The following is a 17,754-nucleotide window of genomic DNA, read 5'->3' as shown; positions in this document are numbered from 1 at the left end:
TTCAAGCCTGCAGTGCGTCCCAGTCGAAGGGCTGGGCGAACTGGCTGGCGCTGGCGGACGTCAACGGCCGTGCCACCAGGAACCCCTGTACGTACTCGCAACCGTTGTCCTTGAGCCAGCGATACTGCTCCAGGGTCTCCACGCCCTCGGCAATCACCAGCAGGTCGAACTGCTTGCACAGGTCGATCACACAGCGGGCGATCGCGGCGTCCCGCGGTGAGGTAAGCAACCGCGCGATCAGATGCCGGTCGAGCTTGAGGGTGTCCAGCTGCAGGTCACGCAGAAAGGCCAGGCAGCAGCTGCCGGAACCAAAATCGTCGAGGGCCACGCGGACTCCCAGCTGGTGCAGTTGCTGCAATTGCTTGCGAGTCTCGCCCAGGTTCTGGGTGAGCGCCGCCTCGGTGACCTCGACTTCCAGTTGCCGCGGTTGCAGGCCATTGCGCAGCAGCACCTGGCGCAGCTCGGCCGCAAGATTGGGCATGCTGAACTGGGTAGCGCTGAGACTGACGCTGAGAACCAGGTCAGGGCTGAACACCTGCTCCCAGTCCTTGCGCTGTGCACCGCCCTGCTGGTAGATCCAGCTGCCCAGCAGACTGATCAGCCGGGCCTCTTCCAGCAAGGGCAGGAACAACCCCGGGGGCACGTCGCCGACACTCGGATGGCGCCAGCGCAACAGGGCTTCGAACCCACGCAGGCGACCATCGGCGATGGCGACCTGAGGCTGGTACACCAGGGTGAACTCCTTGCGCTCCACCGCACTGCGCACGCTTTCCTCGAGCATCAGCCGTGACCGCGCACGGCCGTTCATCTCATGGTCGTAGTAGCGGTACTGCTGGCGGCCCGCTCGCTTGGCCTCGTACATGGCGATATCCGCAGCCCGTAGCAAGCCGTCCAGGTTGGAGCCGCAATCGGGATAGATGGCGATGCCGATACTGGCGCCCAGCACCACATCCATGCCGTCGATCTGCTGAGTGATGGACAGGCGCTCGATCAGCCGCTCGGCCACTTTTGCGGCCTGCTCGGGAAAACCCAGCTCCAGCAACGCGGTGAACTCGTCGCCGCCCATGCGCCCGATGATGTCGAACGAGTGCAGGCACTCCTTCAACTGCTCCGAGACCCAGCGCAGTATTCGATCGCCGGCGTCATGCCCAAGGGTATCGTTGATCCGCTTGAAGCCATCCAGATCCAGGTACAGCAGGACCAGGGACTTTCCCGAGCGGTCACTGCGCAACAGGATGCTCTCCACTGTTTGGTAGAAACCCCGGCGATTGAGCAGACCGGTCAAGGGATCGGTAACCGCCTGGTACTCCAGTTGCTGGTGCAGGTGCCGCACTTCGGACATGTCCAGCAGGGTCACCACCATGGCCTTCTGTTCGCTCGGCAACGGGGCGCAGGACAGCGCCACGTTGATCTGCTGACCGGGGACGGTGCGCAACAGGGCGTCATGCAGGCGGAAGGTCTCGCCTCGGCGATAGCTGGCGTACAACTCGGAAACACGCCAATCGGGAACATGGGGTTTTTGCAGGTAATCAAGGAAAGCCGAACCCTCGAGCTCCTTCACCTGCGCGTTGAGCAGACGCGACACCGCAGGATTGGCAAAACGTATCCGGCCCTCTTCGTCCACCACCAGGATGCCTTCGGCGGCGTTTTCCAGTACCGATGCATTGAATGCCCGGGCGACTTCCAGGTCGTGGCTCAGATGCTGCAGGGCCCGGCGGTTACGCTGGTGCTCCAGCAGTGCCTGGACCTTGGGCTTGAGGATCTGCGGGTCGAAAGGCTTGAACAGGTAGTCGACCGCGCCATTGGCATAGCCCTTGATCACGGCGTCCTGGGATTGCTCGTTGGCGGTAAGGAAGATGATCGGCGTCAAGCGTGTACGCTGGCTGCCGCGCATCAAGCGGGCCACCTCGAAACCATCCATGCCCGGCATCTGCACATCGAGCAGGACCAGGTCCACCTCATGCTCGAGCAACAGGCTCAGCGCCTCGACACCCGAAGCGGCGGTCATCACACGCCAGTCCTGACGCTGCAACAATGCGCGCATGCTCAGGAGGTTCTCAGGATAGTCATCGACGATCAGAAGAGTGGAGTGCCCCTCGGCTGTCTCCGGTTGCACGCATTCCATGCTGCTTCTCTTGTCTGTAGTAAGACTGTACGAGTGAGAAAACCTGACAAAAACTGAGGTTTCACTCTAGTCCCGGAAATTCAAAAGCAGAAGCTGTCCTGGAGCCATCACTTGGCCAATGGCCCCTGCACCCGACTAACGGTCACAGTTTTGCCGCATTGGCATCGGTACACATGGCACTTGGACACTTTGATGGCGCCATTTTTCTGCCGTACGGTGCTTGCCGAGTCGCGGTCACGAAGGCTAAAAAACAACCCGAGAAGTGCAGCCTAAAGCCTTCGGCAAGCTGCACCCGGCACACCCTTGCGGAACCTTCATCCATGATCGATCTGGCAACCTGGAACCTAAGCGTTCCCGTCGGCAGCCCACCGGCAACCATCGACACTCCGACCCTGGTCAAGGGCTTCAAGAACCGCTACTTCCATTCCGACTCCGGCACGCTGTTCTTCTGGTCGCCGGTCACCGGCTCGAAGACCGAGAACGCCATCTACCCCCGCACCGAATTGCGCGAAACCTACGCCAACGGCACCCTGCGCAACTGGACCTACCCCGAGGCCGACAACCTGCTGCGCGCCACCCTGGCGGTGAACCAGGTGCCCTCCTCGGGCAAGATCGTCATTGGCCAGATCCATGCCTACAACAGCACCCGGCCCCTGGTGAAGCTGGAATACCAGTACAAGGCCGGCCAGGGCAGCGGCAATATCGTCGCCAAGGTCCGCATGCGACCCGACGACAGCCAGTCGCGGGTCATCGACGTCGCCAAGAACGTACCGCTGGATCGCTCGTTCTCCTACCTGATCCACCTGAGCCCGGCAGGTGTGCTGGGCGTCAGCGCCGCCGGTTACCAGTGGGACACCCGGCTGGGGGCCGCCTGGCGGAACAAACCGCTGTACTTCAAGGCTGGGGTCTATGTCCAGGACAACACCGGCTACACCAGCGAGGGCGGCAAGGTGACCTTCTCCAAGCTGGACATCGACCACAACAGGAGCTGAGCCACCACGCAGGCAAAAAAAAGCCCGCATCGCTGCGGGCTTTTTCATTCATGACCGAGGCTTAGTTGACCTTGGCGTTCAGCTCACCCTTGAGGTAGCGCTGGAACATCGCTTCCAGGGAGATCGGCTTGATCTTCGAAGCGTTGCCGGCGGTGCCGAAGGCTTCGTAGCGAGCGATGCACACGTCGCGCATGGCAGTCACGGTAGCACCGAAGAACTTGCGCGGATCGAACTCGCTCGGGTTGGTGGCCATCAGGCGACGCATGGCACCGGTGGACGCCAGGCGCAGGTCGGTGTCGATGTTGACCTTGCGCACACCGTACTTGATGCCTTCGACGATTTCCTCGACCGGCACGCCGTAGGTTTCCTTGATGTCGCCACCGTACTGGTTGATGATCGCCAGCCACTCTTGCGGAACCGACGAAGAACCGTGCATCACCAGGTGGGTGTTGGGGATGCGCTTGTGGATTTCCTTGATACGGTCGATGGCCAGCACGTCACCGGTAGGCGGCTTGGTGAACTTGTAGGCACCGTGGCTGGTGCCGATGGCGATCGCCAGGGCGTCGACCTGGGTCTTCTTGACGAAGTCCGCGGCCTCTTCAGGATCGGTCAGCATCTGGCTGTGATCCAGCACGCCTTCAGCACCGATACCGTCTTCTTCACCGGCCATGCCGGTTTCCAGGGAACCCAGGCAGCCCAGCTCGCCTTCCACCGACACGCCGCAGGCGTGGGCCATGGCCACGGTCTGCTGGGTGACGCGCACGTTGTACTCGTAGTCGGTCGGGGTCTTGCCGTCTTCACCCAGGGAGCCGTCCATCATCACCGAGCTGAAGCCCAGCTGGATGGAACGCTGGCAGACGTCCGGGCTGGTGCCGTGGTCCTGGTGCATGCACACCGGGATGTGCGGGAATTCTTCGATCGCCGCCAGGATCAGGTGGCGCAGGAACGGGGCACCGGCGTATTTGCGAGCACCGGCGGAAGCCTGGACGATCACCGGGGAGTCAGTCTTGTCAGCGGCTTCCATGATGGCGCGCATCTGTTCAAGGTTGTTGACGTTGAAGGCTGGGACGCCGTAGCCGAACTCGGCTGCGTGGTCCAGCATCTGGCGCATGCTGATGAGTGCCATTGTGTGTATCTCTCCCGGACGAGGGTCGTTAATCGTGCAAGCCTGCCGTAGCGGCGACTGCTATTCAAGTGATTGCAGATCGGGGGTCAGCCCGCTCTGCGGATTCGTTACTTCATCAATTTCAAGAGCCCTGTGTCCCTGCATGAGCGAGGCTTGCCCGCGATAGCGATCGGCCTGGCGACATCCATCACCAATGTCCGGGCCTCATCGCGAGCAAGCTTCGCACCTACAGGTTCAGCATCGGTTCCCGGCCTACGGCGCTTTGCAGCCGCGGCCGATCAGGTCATTGGTAGCGACCCAGTAGACCAGGCCTTCCTCACCCTTGACGTGAAACGCCAGCATGTCATCGCTGTACAGCGAACCCGAACCACTGGGCTCGAGTTTCAGGCGGCGAACCTGATCATCGCCGCCAAGGCGCACGTCGACAGCGTTGCGGCTATCGTCGGTGTAGCGCCAGAGCACTTGTGCCTGGCTGTCGCATACCCAGGTGGTCCAGTTGTCGGTGGTTGGCGACTTGAGCAGGTGCAGGTCGGCGCACCCGCCAAGCAACCCCAGCATCGCCACGGCGATCAAAGCTTTCATCAATATTCCTTGGCTGGCGGCCTTGGGCCCCGGCACGTCGTATTGTCCAATCAGACCCATCAAGGGCAACCCTGTTCCCTTACCTTTGACGGAGTCTCGTACTTCTCCAGGCCCTCGGGCCCCAGGCGCTTGTTGATCACCGGAGCCGTCTCGGCCTGCCAGTCGGCCTGATAGCAACCTTTTCCCTGCCTGTCGGCATCATCCGCGGGCTTGGCCTGCGGAGTGGCCGAGCACCCCGCGAGCCAGGCTGCCGCGAGCAAAAGTGGCAACATCTTGACCATCAGAACACTCCTTTGCCCGGCCAACGGACAGCTCAGGCCTTCGCCCGGGCTTCCAGGACTTCGACCGCCGGCAGCACCTTGCCCTCGACGAACTCGAGGAAAGCACCACCACCGGTGGAAATGTAGGAGATCTGCTGGGCCACGCCATACTTGTCGATGGCCGCCAGGGTATCGCCACCACCGGCGATGGAGAACGCCGCGCTGTCGGCAATGGCCTGGGCCAGCACCTTGGTACCGTTGCCGAACTGGTCGAACTCGAACACGCCGACCGGGCCGTTCCAGAGAATGGTCCGGGACGACTTGAGCAGCTCGGCGAAGTGCGCAGCGGTTTGCGGACCGATGTCCAGGATCATGTCGTCGGCTGCCACGTCGGCGATAGCCTTGACGGTGGCCTCGGCGCTTTCGGCGAACTCCTTGGCAACCACCACGTCCACCGGCAGCGGCACGCTGACCTTGGCAGCAATGGCACGGGCAGTCTCCAGCAGGTCCGGCTCGTACAGCGACTTGCCTACCGGATGGCCGGCAGCGGCCAGGAAGGTGTTGGCGATACCGCCACCGACGATCAACTGGTCACAGACCTGGCTCAGGCTGTTGAGCACGTCCAGCTTGGTGGAAACCTTGGAGCCGGCAACGATCGCCGCCATTGGTGTGGCCGGAGCACCCAGGGCCTTGCCCAGCGCGTCCAGCTCGGCTGCCAGCAGCGGGCCTGCTGCCGCCACCTTGGCGAACTTGGCCACGCCATGGGTCGAGCCTTCGGCGCGGTGAGCCGTGCCAAAGGCATCCATCACGAATACATCGCACAGGGCCGCGTATTGCTGGGCCAGCTCGTCGGCGTTCTTTTTCTCGCCCTTGTTGAAGCGCACGTTTTCGAACAGCACGACATCGCCGGCCTTGACCTCGACACCACCCAGGTAGTCGGTCACCAGCGGTACTTCACGGCCCAGGGCGCGAGTCAGGTAGTCGGCTACCGGCTTGAGGCTGTTCTCGGCCGAGAATTCGCCTTCGGTCGGGCGGCCCAGGTGCGAGCAGACCATCACCGCCGCGCCTTTTTCCAGGGCCAGCTTGATGGTCGGCAGCGAAGCCAGGATACGCGCGTCGCTGGTGACAACACCGTCCTTGACTGGGACATTGAGGTCTTCGCGGATCAGCACGCGCTTACCTTGCAGATCGAGGTCGGTCATCTTCAACACGGTCATGGGTCGCAATTCCTGGGTTACTGAATATTGGAAACAGGGAGTGGAGCGGCTGTTCGCAGGTAATGTTGCGCAACATCCAGCATCCGATTGGCAAAACCCCATTCGTTGTCGAACCAGGCCAGGATGTTCACCAGCCTGGGGCCGGAAACGCGGGTCTGACTGGCGTCGACAATCGCCGAGTGGGGGTCGTGGTTGAAATCGCAGCTGGCGTGCGGCAATTCCGTGTAGGCCAGCAGGCCCTTGAGCGGCCCGCTGGTAGCAGCCTCGCGCAGGATCCGATTGACCTCGGCGGCGTCGGTGTCGCTCACCATCTGCATGGTGATATCCAGGCAGGACACGTTGACCGTCGGCACTCGTACCGCTTTGGCCTGGATTCGCCCGGCAAGTTCCGGCAGCAGGCGCTCGATACCCCGGGCCAGGCCGGTGGACACCGGAATCACCGACTGGAAGGCCGAACGCGTGCGGCGCAGGTCCTCGTCGTGATAGGCGTCGATCACCGGCTGGTCGTTCATCGCCGAGTGGATGGTGGTGATCGACACGTACTCCAGGCCGAGGGCCTGGTCCAGCAGGCGCAGCAGCGGCACGCCGCAGTTGGTGGTGCAGGACGCGTTGGACACCAGCAGCTCGTCGCCGCTCAGGCAGTCCTGGTTCACTCCGTAAACGATGGTGGCGTCGACATCCGCCTCGCTGGCCATCGGCTGGGAAAACAGCACCCGCGGTGCGCCGGCGCCGAGGAAGCGCTGGCCGTCCTCACGGGTGTGGTAGGCACCGGAACACTCCAGCACCAGGTCGATGCCCAGGGATGCCCAGTCGATGCCTTCAGGGGTGGCACTGCGCAAGACTTTCACGCAGTTGCCATTGATATGCAGACAATCACCATCGACCGTCACCTCGCCGGGAAACCGGCCGTGGGTGGAGTCGAAGCGCGTCAGGTATTCGACGCTGGCCATGTCGGCCAGGTCGTTGATGGCCACGATCTCGAATCCGGCCGCAGCCCCTCGCTCGAACAGAGCACGCAAGACGCAACGACCAATCCGGCCGTAGCCGTTGAGTGCAACTTTGTAGGGACGCGGTTGAGGCATGGAGTTCTCGATTACCGGGGTGAATCCATCAGTGCAACGTTCGCTGCTCGATTATCATCGCGGGCAAGCTCCGCTCCTACAGGATCTCGGTGATCTGTAGAAGCGAGGCTTGCCCGCGAATAACAGCAGATAACGCAACCAGCGGACTTAGTCTTCCAGCAGCTCTTCGGCCTGGCTCAGGATGTTGTCCAGAGTGAAGCCGAACTCTTCGAACAGCGCTGGCGCTGGCGCCGACTCGCCGTAGGTGGTCATGCCGATCACGCGGCCTTCCAGGCCCACGTACTTGTACCAGAAGTCGGCATGGGCGGCTTCGATGGCAATCCGCGCACCCACCTGCAGCGGTAGGACCGCCTGCTTGTAACCGGCGTCCTGGGCATCGAACACAGTGGTGCACGGCATGGATACCACACGCACCTTGCGACCCTGCTCGGTCAGTTTGTCGAAGGCCTGCACTGCCAGGCCAACTTCCGAACCGGTAGCGATGAGGATCAGCTCAGGTTCGCCTGCACAGTCCTTCAACACATAACCACCGCGGCTGATGTCGGCGATCTGGCCGGCATCACGGGTTTGGTGTTGCAGGTTCTGGCGGGAGAAGATCAACGCCGAAGGACCGTCCTTGCGCTCCAGCGCGTACTTCCACGACACCGCCGATTCCACGGCGTCGGCTGGACGCCAGGTATCGAGGTTGGGAGTGGTGCGCAGGCTGGTCAACTGCTCGATCGGCTGGTGGGTCGGGCCGTCTTCGCCCAGGCCGATGGAGTCATGGGTGTAGACCTGGATGACCCGCAGCTTCATCAGCGCCGACATGCGCACCGCGTTGCGGGCGTATTCCATGAACATCAGGAAGGTCGCGCCGTAAGGCACCAGGCCGCCGTGCAAGGCAACGCCGTTCATGATGGCGGTCATGCCGAACTCGCGCACGCCGTAGTACATGTAGTTGCCGCTGGCGTCTTCGGCGCTGACGCCCTTGCAGCCTTTCCACAGGGTCAGGTTGGACCCGGCCAGGTCCGCCGAACCACCGAGAAACTCGGGCAGCAGCGGGCCGAAGGCATTCAGGGTGTTCTGGCTGGCCTTGCGGCTGGCGATGGTCTCGCCCTTGGCCGCCACTTCGGCGATGTAGGCATCGGCCTTCGCGGAGAAGTCAGCCGGCAGGTCACCCGCCAGGCGACGTACCAGTTCGTTGGCTTCGGTCGGGAACGCTGCGGAATAGGCCGCGAAACGTTGATCCCATTCGGCCTCGGCAGCGCGACCGGCTTCCTTGGCGTCCCACTCGGCATAGATGTCGGCAGGAATTTCGAACGGGCCATGGTTCCACTTCAGGGCCTCGCGGGTCAGGGCGATCTCCTCGGCACCCAGTGGTGCGCCGTGGCAGTCTTCCTTGCCCTGCTTGTTCGGCGAACCGAAACCGATGGTCGTCTTGCAGCAGATCAGGGTTGGCAGCGGGCTCTTGCGCGCAGTGTCGATGGCCGTCTTGATCTCTTCCGGATCGTGGCCGTCGACGTTGCGGATCACCTGCCAGTTGTAGGCTTCGAAGCGTTTCGGGGTGTCGTCGGTGAACCAGCCCTCGACTTCGCCGTCGATGGAGATGCCGTTGTCATCGTAGAACGCAATCAGCTTGCCCAGGCCCAGGGTACCGGCCAGGGACGCCACTTCGTGGGAAATGCCTTCCATCATGCAGCCATCACCCAGGAACACGTAGGTGTGGTGGTCGACGATGTCATGACCTGGACGGTTGAACTGCGCCGCCAGGACTTTTTCCGCCAGGGCGAAACCCACGGCATTGGCCAGGCCCTGGCCCAGCGGGCCAGTGGTGGTTTCCACACCCGGGGTGTAGCCGAATTCCGGGTGGCCCGGGGTACGGCTGTGCAGTTGGCGGAAATTCTTCAGATCGTCGATCGACAGGTCGTAGCCGGTCAGGTGCAGCAGCGAGTAGATCAGCATCGAGCCATGGCCATTGGACAGCACGAAGCGGTCACGGTCGGCGAAGGATGGATTGCTCGGGTTGTGCTTGAGGTAGTCACGCCACAGTACTTCGGCGATATCCGCCATACCCATCGGCGCACCCGGATGGCCGCTGTTGGCTTTTTGCACGGCATCCATGCTGAGGGCACGAATGGCGTTGGCACGCTCACGACGGCTTGGCATCGCTGATCTCCTGAAGATTGGATAAAACGGAACGGAAAAAAGGCCTGCATTTTCCCTCAGGCGTCTGGCGGGGGCAATGACAGATAGTCACTCAAGCGCGTTTTTCCCACGGCTAACTGCACAATCGACCAGGCAAACCCCGACACCGTTCCCCATATCGAATGGCAAGCCCCCCCTTCAGGCATCCCTCCCACCAATATCAAAACTTTTTGATATTGGCCTTGCGGGCGGTTTCGACCACCACTAGACTGCGTCTCCATGAACCTGCATGCCTCCTCCATCCACCAAGACGATTGCGACGACCTGGCCGTCCTGTGCAAGGCCGGCGGCGATCCCTTGCGACTGAATGTATTGCGCGCTTTAAGCAACGATTCGTTTGGAGTGCTGGAACTGGCGCAGATCTTCGCCATCGGCCAGTCGGGAATGAGCCACCACCTGAAGGTACTGGCCCAGGCCGGACTGGTGGCCACGCGCCGCGAAGGCAATGCGATCTTCTACCGGCGTGCCCTGCCCCATAGCGTTCTGCTGGGCGGCAAGCTGCACGCGGCACTGCTGGAGGAAGTCGACCAGCTGCCGCTACCGGTCGAGGTCCAGTCGCGGATCGGCCTGGTCCATGGGCAACGGGCTGCAGCCAGCGAAGACTTCTTTTCCCGGGTGGCGGAGAAATTCCACGCCCAGCAGGACCTGATCGCAGGACTGCCCCAATACCGTGACAGTGTCCTGGCGTTGCTGGACAAACTGGGCTTCCAGCCCGCGGCCACGGCCATCGAGGTTGGCCCCGGAGACGGTGGTTTTCTCCCCGAGCTGGCCCGACGCTTTGCCCGGGTAACTGCCCTGGACAATAGTCCGGCGATGCTGGAACTGGCGCGTCAACTGTGCGAACGCGAAAGGCTGGCTAACGTCAGCCTGCAACTGGCCGATGCCTTGAAGGGCGTGCCACTCAAGGCCGACTGCGTAGTGCTGAACATGGTCCTGCACCATTTCGCGGCGCCAGCCGAAGCACTCAAGCAGATGGCGCAAATGCTGCAAGCAGGCGGCAGCCTGCTGGTAACAGACTTGTGCAGCCATAACCAGAGCTGGGCCAGAGAGGCCTGCGGTGATCTCTGGCTGGGGTTCGAACAAGATGATCTGGCCCGTTGGGCCACCGCTGCGGGACTGACTCCCGGGGAAAGCCTGTATGTAGGCTTACGTAATGGTTTCCAGATCCAGGTCCGCCACTTTCAGCGACCGGCTGGCGACACTCACCATCGGTAAATTTAGGAAACCGTCGAGATGAGCGAATACTCCCTTTTCACCTCCGAGTCCGTGTCCGAAGGGCATCCGGACAAAATCGCTGACCAGATTTCCGATGCGGTGCTGGACGCCATCATCACCCAGGACAAGCACGCCCGCGTTGCGGTTGAAACCCTGGTCAAGACCGGCGTGGCCATCGTTGCCGGTGAAGTGACCACCAGCGCCTGGGTCGACCTGGAACAGATCGTTCGCGATGTGATCTGCGATATCGGCTACACCAGCTCCGACGTCGGCTTCGACGGCGCCACCTGCGGCGTGATGAACATCATCGGCAAGCAGTCCCCCGACATCAACCAGGGCGTCGACCGCGCCAAGCCTGAAGACCAGGGCGCCGGTGACCAGGGCCTGATGTTCGGTTACGCCAGCAACGAAACCGAGGTGCTGATGCCGGCGCCGATCACCTTCTCGCACCAGTTGGTGCAGCGCCAGGCCGAAGCCCGCAAATCGGGCCTGTTGCCTTGGCTGCGTCCGGACGCCAAGTCCCAGGTCACCTGCCGCTATGAAGGTGGCAAGGTTGTAGGTATCGACGCAGTTGTGCTGTCGACCCAGCACAACCCGGAAGTGTCCTACAACGATCTGCGCGAAGGCGTGATGGAACTGATCGTCAAGCACGTGCTGCCTGCCGAGCTGCTGAGCAAGGACACCCAGTTCCATATCAACCCGACCGGCCAGTTCATCATCGGCGGCCCGGTGGGCGACTGCGGCCTGACCGGCCGCAAGATCATCGTCGACAGCTACGGCGGCATGGCCCGCCACGGCGGTGGTGCGTTCTCCGGCAAGGACCCATCCAAGGTCGACCGCTCGGCGGCCTACGCCGGCCGCTACGTGGCCAAGAACATCGTTGCCGCCGGCCTGGCCGAGCGTTGCGAGATCCAGGTTTCCTACGCCATCGGTGTCGCCCAACCGACCTCGATCTCGCTGAACACCTTCGGCACTGGCAAGATCAGCGACGACAAGATCATCAAGCTGGTACGTGAAGTGTTTGACCTGCGTCCTTACGCAATCACCACCATGCTCGACCTGCTGCACCCGATGTACCAGGACACCGCAGCCTACGGTCACTTCGGCCGCGCCCCGCAAACCCGGACCGTGGGTGAAGATACCTTCAGCACCTTCACCTGGGAAAAGACCGACCGCGCCGAGGCCCTGCGCGCCGCTGCCAGCCTGTAAGCGTCTGCTGCCTCACCCAAGGCCCCGCCGGCATTGCCGGCGGGGCTTTTTTGTTGCCGCAGTTTACTCGCCAGCCCGGAGAACCCCTGCCAACAGCGCAGAACCACCCGATTGCAACGCAGCCCGGCACTTCGGGAAATACCCGGCAAACACCTCCCTCCACGATCCCCATCCCCACATCTAACCTTCAAGCATGACTTTCCCGGGCAAGGACGCTCGCCATGCTGCCAAGACTCTTCCTGCTGCTGACCCTGATCCCGCTGCTTGCCCAGGCTCGCTGCCCCGAGTGGCAGATGACACAGGCTGCCGAGGAAATCGCCGCCCTGCAGCATCAACTCCAGCACTGGGATACCCGCTATCACCGGGACGGCCAGGCACTGGTGAGTGACGAACTCTACGACCAGTCACGTCAGCGCCTGAATGCCCTGCACCGCTGCTTCCCGCAAGTTGCCCGGGTAGAGGAGCGCCCCCTGGCCAGTGCCCGGGGCAGCATCGCCCATCCCGTGGCCCATACCGGCGTGGAAAAGCTCCCCGACCAGGAGGCCGTGCAGCGCTGGCTCAAGACCCGCAAGCATGCCTGGGTACAACCCAAGATCGACGGTGTGGCCGTAACCCTGATTTACCGCCAGGGTCGCTTCCACCAGGCGTTGAGTCGCGGTGACGGTCTGCACGGACATGATTGGAGCGATGCAGCGCGCCTGCTCCCGGCCATTCCCAAGCAACTGCCGCAACCTGTGGACCTGCTGCTCCAGGGGGAGCTGTATCAACGCCTGGACAACCACGTCCAGGCGCAGGTCGGCAGCCGAAATGCCCGTAGCCGGGTGGCAGGCTGGATGGCACGCAAGCGCCTGGCACCGGCAGACGCGGCGCAGATCGGCCTGTTCGCCTGGGACTGGCCCCAGGGCCCCGATACCCTGGAAGAACGCCTGGATCAGCTGGCCGACCTGGGTTTTCCCGAGGGCCGCCAGTACAGCCGGGCCGTCCGGGACATCGACACCGTCCTGCATTGGCGCGATCACTGGTACCGCTCGCCCCTGCCGTTTGCCAGCGACGGCATCATCCTGCGCTTGAGCCGGCGTCCAGCCGCCGGGCGCTGGCAAGCCAGGGCCCCGCACTGGATCGCCGCCTGGAAATACCCCTACGCTCAAGCACTGGCCAATGTTCGCGAGGTGCAGTTCAAGATTGGCCGCACCGGGCGCATCACGCCGCTGCTGCTGGTCGGACCGGTCACGCTCGACGACCGACAGATCCGCCGAGTCAGCGTCGGCTCGTTACGCCGCTGGCGCGAGCTGGATATTCTTCCCGGTGACCAGGTAGCGGTCAGTCTTGCCGGCCTGACCATCCCGCGACTGGATGGCGTGCTCCTCAGGACCCGGCAGCGTCAGCCGGTCCAGGTACCAAACGAAGCCGACTTCCACTTGCTGAGCTGCTGGCAACCGTCCCCCGGTTGCGAAGGCCAGTTCCTGGCACGGCTGGCCTGGCTCAGCGGCAAGCAGGCCCTGGACCTCAAGCACGTCGGCGAGCAAACCTGGGCACGGCTGGTAGAAACAGGACGAATCAATGGCCTGCTGGATTGGTTGACCCTCGACCAGGCAGAGCTTGTTAACATGGCGGGCTTCGGCGAGCGCAGCAGCAACCGCTTGCTCGAAAGCCTGCGCGGTGCCAGGCAACGACCCTTTTCACGCTGGCTGAAGGCCCTGGGCCTGCCGCCCAGTGGCGCGGCCGACCTGAACGTTCCATGGCAGGCTCTGGCACTCAAGGACAAACTGGACTGGCAACAGGAAGCCGAGGTCGGGGCTGAACGCGCGGCGCAACTGACCGCTTTTTTTCGTGATCCGCAGGTGCTGGCCTTGCGCGCCACCCTGAATGCTGCCGGAGTCGAAGGTTTTTAGTCTCACCCTGGACAGGGCATTGAACCACCGGGGGAGGAATGTGCTCCAACAGCCCATTCCGGCACTCCCCCAGTCTTGTATTTATTGGTTATTTTTTGATCTTTTTCACCTGGAGCCGTCAATGAACATCTTTCCATCTCTCGCTGCCCTGACCCTCTGCGGCCTGATGAGCGCGCCACTGCTGGCCAACGAACAAGCGCCACAGCTGACCGGCTGCGCCGCCAAGCGCCAGGCCATTGCGACCCAGATCGAACAGGCCAAGGCCCATGGCAACAGCGATCAGCAGGCTGGCCTGGAGCGTGCGCTGAACGAAGTCACCACCCATTGCACAGACGCCTCGCTGAAGAAAGAGCGGGAAAACAAGGTGCTCGATGCCAAGCACGAGGTCAGCCGCCGCCAGGCCGACCTGGAAAAGGCCATGAAGAAAGGCGACTCGGAGAAGATCAACAAGCGCAAGGACAAGCTCGCCGAATCCCGCAAGGAACTGCAGCAAGCCCTGGACGATCTGGACAAGTAAACCGGCACGGTTACCTGGGAGGCAAGGGAACCCGGCGCCCCTGCCACGGCAATGCTCCGTGGCAGGAGAGGTGATCAGTGATTGCGGAACTCTTTGTGACAAGCGCTGCAGGCATCCTCGACCTTCTGTACTGCCGGACCGAGATTGCTGGCCTTGTAGGGCTGAACCTGGCTGATGGCCGCCAACTCACCGGTGGCCACCTCCAGGGTGCGGGCCAGCTCCTGGAAGCGTGCCTGTCGGCGCCAGACATCGTCCGTGGCGCTGGTGTGGTCTTCTTCCTTGACCGCCGGGAAGTGCTTCCAGGGTTCGTGGGACAGGTTGTCGAGCTTCACCGCACCCTCGGCGAAACGCGCACCGTCGAACGGGATGCGCCCACGGAGCATGCCTCCCAGGTCCTCGCCGGTCTTGAGCATCTGCTTGAAGATTGCCTTGCGCTGGCCCAGGGGAGAATTGGGATCGACCCCACCGCAAGCGGAAAGCGTCAGGCAGGCCAGCAATACAACAGAAAGTCTTTTTAACGTCATGGTGGCTTCTGGTCAGGTCACGGGAAACGGCGGCCAGTATCCTCGCCTGCCGGGCAAAGACCAATAGCCCTATTAATAATATGGGTTGTCCCGGCCATGAGCGCGGGACGTCCCTATGAAGGAAACACCACATGAATCCGAGCTTTCCCCGCTGGCGCCGCCATTGGCTCTGGACCGTCCCGGCCCTGGTGCTGCTTGCCGGCTGCAACGGTGGCGACAACGGCAAGCCACCCGCGCAGACCCACGCTCTGGCGACCTACAACAGTACGTCGTGGGAGGCCTTGCCCAGCGTCGCCGACAACGACCTGCTGGCCGGTTTCGGTTCCTGGCGCAGCGCCTGCACCCGGCTCAGGAACGATCCGGCATGGTCGACCACTTGCACCGCAGCGGCCAACGTACCGCAGAGCCCCGAGGCAATTCGCAGCTTTCTCAAGGATCATCTGCAGGTCTACGGCCTGCGCTCGGGCACCGGTAGCACCACCGGCCTGATCACCGGCTACTACGAGCCGGTGTATCCCGGCAGCCTGACCCGGACCAAGGTGGCCAATGTACCGGTGTACGGTGTGCCGGACGACATGATCGTGGTCGCCCTGGACAGCCTCTACCCCGAGCTCAAGGGCAAGCGACTGCGAGGTCGGCTCGAAGGCCGGGTACTCAAGCCCTACGACGACGCTGCAACCATCGAGGCCCAGGGCATCAAGGCACCGGTGATCGCCTGGCTGACCGACCCCATGGACCTGCAATTCCTGCAGATCCAGGGTTCGGGGCGGATCCAGCTGGACGATGGTCGTCAGTTGCGCATCGGGTATGCCGACCAGAACGGCCACCCCTACCGGCCCATCGGACGCTGGCTGGTGGACCAGGGTGAACTGAAGAAGGAAGAGGTGACCATGGGTACCATCGCCGCCTGGGCCAAGGCCCACCCGACACGTATCCCCGAGCTGCTGGGCAGCAACCCGAGCTATGTATTCTTCAACCGCAACCCTGACAGCAACGAAGGGCCGCGCGGTTCGTTGAACGTCCCCTTGACCTCCGGTTACAGCGTCGCCGTGGACCGCAAGGTGATCCCTCTCGGCAGCCTGCTGTGGTTGTCCACCACCCGCCCGGACGGCAGCAGCCTGGTGCGCCCCGTGGCAGCCCAGGACACCGGCGGTGCAATCACTGGCGAGGTGCGCGCCGACCTGTTCTGGGGGACCGGTGACGCAGCCGGGCAGCTGGCCGGCGACATGAAGCAGCCAGGTCAGATCTGGATGCTCTGGCCCAAGGACGTACCCCTGCCGCAAGTACCCGAGGTCGCCAATACCCCCTGATGCCGCGCCGTGCCCGGCTTGCCGACCTGGGAGCCGGCAAGCCGCGACAGGAACAGACGGGGTTCAGGCTGAAACGAAGAAGAAGCTGGCGATCAGGCCCATCCCCACGAACCACACCAGGGAACGCAGCACCGCCCAATTCGCCAGGTAGCAGATCATGTACAGCAGGCGGCTGGTGATGAACAGCACTGCCAGTACGTTGATGGTCACCAGCTCGGCGTTGCCTGCCACATGGGCAATGATCACTGCTGCAGCGAATGCCGGGGTTACCTCGAAGCCATTGAGTTGCGCGCTATGCGCACGCTTGGGCAGCCCCTCCAGAGTGCTCAGGAAGCCCCGTGGATCATGATTGTGCCGAAGCCCGTAGTTGCCAGCGCCCTTGGCGATGGCGGTACACAGGTAAGGCAGGGCAATTGCGATCAACACACACCAGAACGCGACAGTCATAGCGTAAATCCTTTTTTAGAGTTTTCAGGGAGTGCTCACAACTTCATCACCAACATGCCGATCAGCACCATGCCACAGGCCAGCAGCCTGGGTCGGCCGAAGGGTTCCTTCAGGTAGCGCATACCAAGCACTACCACCAGGATCACACTGATTTCACGCAAGGCTGCCGCTTCGGCGATGGACCCCAACTGCATGGCCCAAAGCACCAGAGCGTAGCTGAACAGTACACAGAAACCGACGCTCAGCCCCAGGCGCCATTGCTCGCGCCAGAACAAGGCGAAGGCCGGGCGTTTCCATACCAGGGCCACCAGAGGAAAAGGCCAGGCGCTGAGCAGCGTGACCCAGGTCAGGTAGTCCAGCGGGTGCGACCAACGGCGCAAGGCCTGGCCGTCGATGAAGGTGTAGCAACCGATGCACAGGCCGATCAGGGCCACCACCGGCAGCATGCTCCAGGGCAGGCGCCCACCACCCCCACCTTGCCAGAGCAGGCAGAGCATGCCGAAGGGAATCAGCAAAATACCGAGTATCTGCTGGGTACTTAGCACCTCGCCGGCAAAAATCAGGGTCAGTGCCAGCACCACCAAGGGCGAGAGACCACGCATCAGTGGATAGACCAACCCCAGGTCACCCACTCGATAAGCCTGGATCAACAGGTAGCGGTACAACAGTTCGAAAGCCGCAGAGGCGAAGATCCAGGGCCAGAGTTCCAGGGGCGGCCACTCAAGGAAAAACAGCATGAGGGCGACGAACAGCAATGCCACGCTGTCCATGCAGGCCACCACCAGCATCCGCTCGCCACTGAACTTGATCAGCGTGTTCCACGCCGCATGCAGCAGCGCAGCCATCAGAACCAGAGTTGTTGCCAGCACCTCGCCTCCCTGCCTGAGTTACCCTCACCTCGAATCGGGAATCCTCGCACGCCATCAGCCTCGCTTGCACGAGCCTTCGGCACTTTTGGCAGGGCCACCACCGAATTCGTCCAGAAGGACATGGAACCAACTTTTACCCATGGACCTGCAACGTCGCCGCTGCGCCGCGGTCAATGTGCCAACCACTACCCTGCTTGATGGCG

General features: G+C 62.6%; 16 protein-coding genes. 6 read left to right on the top strand and 10 right to left on the bottom strand.

All coding sequences use genetic code 11. The features are described from left to right. Position 1 precedes the first annotated feature (1 nt). Positions 2-2,125, bottom strand: a complete 2,124-nt coding sequence (locus tag LGQ10_RS21430; protein WP_226523123.1) for a putative bifunctional diguanylate cyclase/phosphodiesterase — start codon at positions 2,123-2,125, stop codon at positions 2-4. Positions 2,126-2,445: 320 nt separating this feature from the next. On the opposite strand from LGQ10_RS21430, the gene LGQ10_RS21425 reads away from it, so the two are divergent. Further along, on the top strand, positions 2,446-3,117 hold the full coding sequence (locus tag LGQ10_RS21425) for a polysaccharide lyase family 7 protein (RefSeq protein ID WP_058436395.1): 672 nt from the start codon (positions 2,446-2,448) through the stop codon (positions 3,115-3,117). A gap of 61 nt (positions 3,118-3,178) precedes the next feature. Here the strand turns inward: LGQ10_RS21425 and fba are convergent, their stop codons facing one another. From fba to tkt, 6 genes are all read right to left on the bottom strand, one after another. Continuing rightward, positions 3,179-4,243, bottom strand: a complete 1,065-nt coding sequence (gene fba / locus LGQ10_RS21420; protein ID WP_003229012.1) for a class II fructose-bisphosphate aldolase — start codon at positions 4,241-4,243, stop codon at positions 3,179-3,181. 252 nt (positions 4,244-4,495) lie between these two features. Then, positions 4,496-4,825 carry an MliC family protein gene (locus LGQ10_RS21415; protein WP_226523122.1) on the bottom strand — a complete coding sequence of 110 codons (330 nt, stop codon included), beginning with the start codon at positions 4,823-4,825 and terminating at the stop codon, positions 4,496-4,498. Between the two features lie 59 nt (positions 4,826-4,884). Continuing rightward, positions 4,885-5,106, bottom strand: coding sequence for a hypothetical protein (locus LGQ10_RS21410; protein ID WP_058436393.1), 222 nt, complete (start codon positions 5,104-5,106; stop codon positions 4,885-4,887). Between the two features lie 32 nt (positions 5,107-5,138). Further along, entirely contained in the window at positions 5,139-6,302 is a 1,164-nt protein-coding gene (locus LGQ10_RS21405) for a phosphoglycerate kinase (protein WP_058436392.1), read from the bottom strand. 17 nt (positions 6,303-6,319) lie between these two features. Further along, positions 6,320-7,384, bottom strand: a complete 1,065-nt coding sequence (gene epd / locus LGQ10_RS21400; protein WP_226523121.1) for an erythrose-4-phosphate dehydrogenase — start codon at positions 7,382-7,384, stop codon at positions 6,320-6,322. 147 nt (positions 7,385-7,531) lie between these two features. Continuing rightward, positions 7,532-9,529 carry a transketolase gene (gene tkt / locus LGQ10_RS21395; RefSeq protein WP_226523120.1) on the bottom strand — a complete coding sequence of 666 codons (1,998 nt, stop codon included), beginning with the start codon at positions 9,527-9,529 and terminating at the stop codon, positions 7,532-7,534. Positions 9,530-9,787: 258 nt separating this feature from the next. On the opposite strand from tkt, the gene LGQ10_RS21390 reads away from it, so the two are divergent. The 4 genes from LGQ10_RS21390 to LGQ10_RS21375 all read left to right on the top strand — a co-directional run bounded on the left by LGQ10_RS21390 (position 9,788) and on the right by LGQ10_RS21375 (position 14,401). Beyond that, complete coding sequence (locus tag LGQ10_RS21390) at positions 9,788-10,783, top strand: ArsR/SmtB family transcription factor (RefSeq protein ID WP_226523119.1); 996 nt, start codon at positions 9,788-9,790, stop codon at positions 10,781-10,783. 18 nt (positions 10,784-10,801) lie between these two features. Next, entirely contained in the window at positions 10,802-11,992 is a 1,191-nt protein-coding gene (gene metK / locus LGQ10_RS21385; RefSeq protein ID WP_058435452.1) for a methionine adenosyltransferase, read from the top strand. A gap of 221 nt (positions 11,993-12,213) precedes the next feature. Further along, on the top strand, positions 12,214-13,884 hold the full coding sequence (gene ligB / locus LGQ10_RS21380; RefSeq protein ID WP_226523118.1) for an NAD-dependent DNA ligase LigB: 1,671 nt from the start codon (positions 12,214-12,216) through the stop codon (positions 13,882-13,884). 121 nt (positions 13,885-14,005) lie between these two features. Beyond that, entirely contained in the window at positions 14,006-14,401 is a 396-nt protein-coding gene (locus LGQ10_RS21375) for a DUF1090 domain-containing protein (RefSeq protein ID WP_058435450.1), read from the top strand. 74 nt (positions 14,402-14,475) lie between these two features. On the opposite strand, the gene LGQ10_RS21370 is transcribed toward LGQ10_RS21375, so the two are convergent. After that, positions 14,476-14,925 (bottom strand): c-type cytochrome, encoded by a 450-nt coding sequence (locus tag LGQ10_RS21370; RefSeq protein WP_058435449.1) that lies wholly within the window; start codon positions 14,923-14,925, stop codon positions 14,476-14,478. A 131-nt stretch (positions 14,926-15,056) separates the two neighbouring features. On the opposite strand from LGQ10_RS21370, the gene LGQ10_RS21365 reads away from it, so the two are divergent. Continuing rightward, positions 15,057-16,235 (top strand): murein transglycosylase A, encoded by a 1,179-nt coding sequence (locus tag LGQ10_RS21365; protein ID WP_226523117.1) that lies wholly within the window; start codon positions 15,057-15,059, stop codon positions 16,233-16,235. A gap of 63 nt (positions 16,236-16,298) precedes the next feature. Here the strand turns inward: LGQ10_RS21365 and LGQ10_RS21360 are convergent, their stop codons facing one another. Together LGQ10_RS21360 and LGQ10_RS21355 are read right to left on the bottom strand one after the other, a co-directional pair. Continuing rightward, the gene (locus tag LGQ10_RS21360) at positions 16,299-16,682 is read right to left on the bottom strand and encodes an MAPEG family protein (protein ID WP_058433498.1); all 384 of its coding nucleotides are present in this window, start codon (positions 16,680-16,682) and stop codon (positions 16,299-16,301) included. A 35-nt stretch (positions 16,683-16,717) separates the two neighbouring features. After that, positions 16,718-17,551, bottom strand: a complete 834-nt coding sequence (locus tag LGQ10_RS21355; protein WP_226523116.1) for an EamA family transporter — start codon at positions 17,549-17,551, stop codon at positions 16,718-16,720. Positions 17,552-17,754 lie beyond the last annotated feature (203 nt).

It is taken from the genome of Pseudomonas sp. L5B5 (assembly GCF_020520285.1).
In the GTDB taxonomy this organism is placed as follows: domain Bacteria; phylum Pseudomonadota; class Gammaproteobacteria; order Pseudomonadales; family Pseudomonadaceae; genus Aquipseudomonas.
Note: the sequence above shows the minus strand (reverse complement) of the source record. Positions and strands in the feature narration are given on the sequence as shown.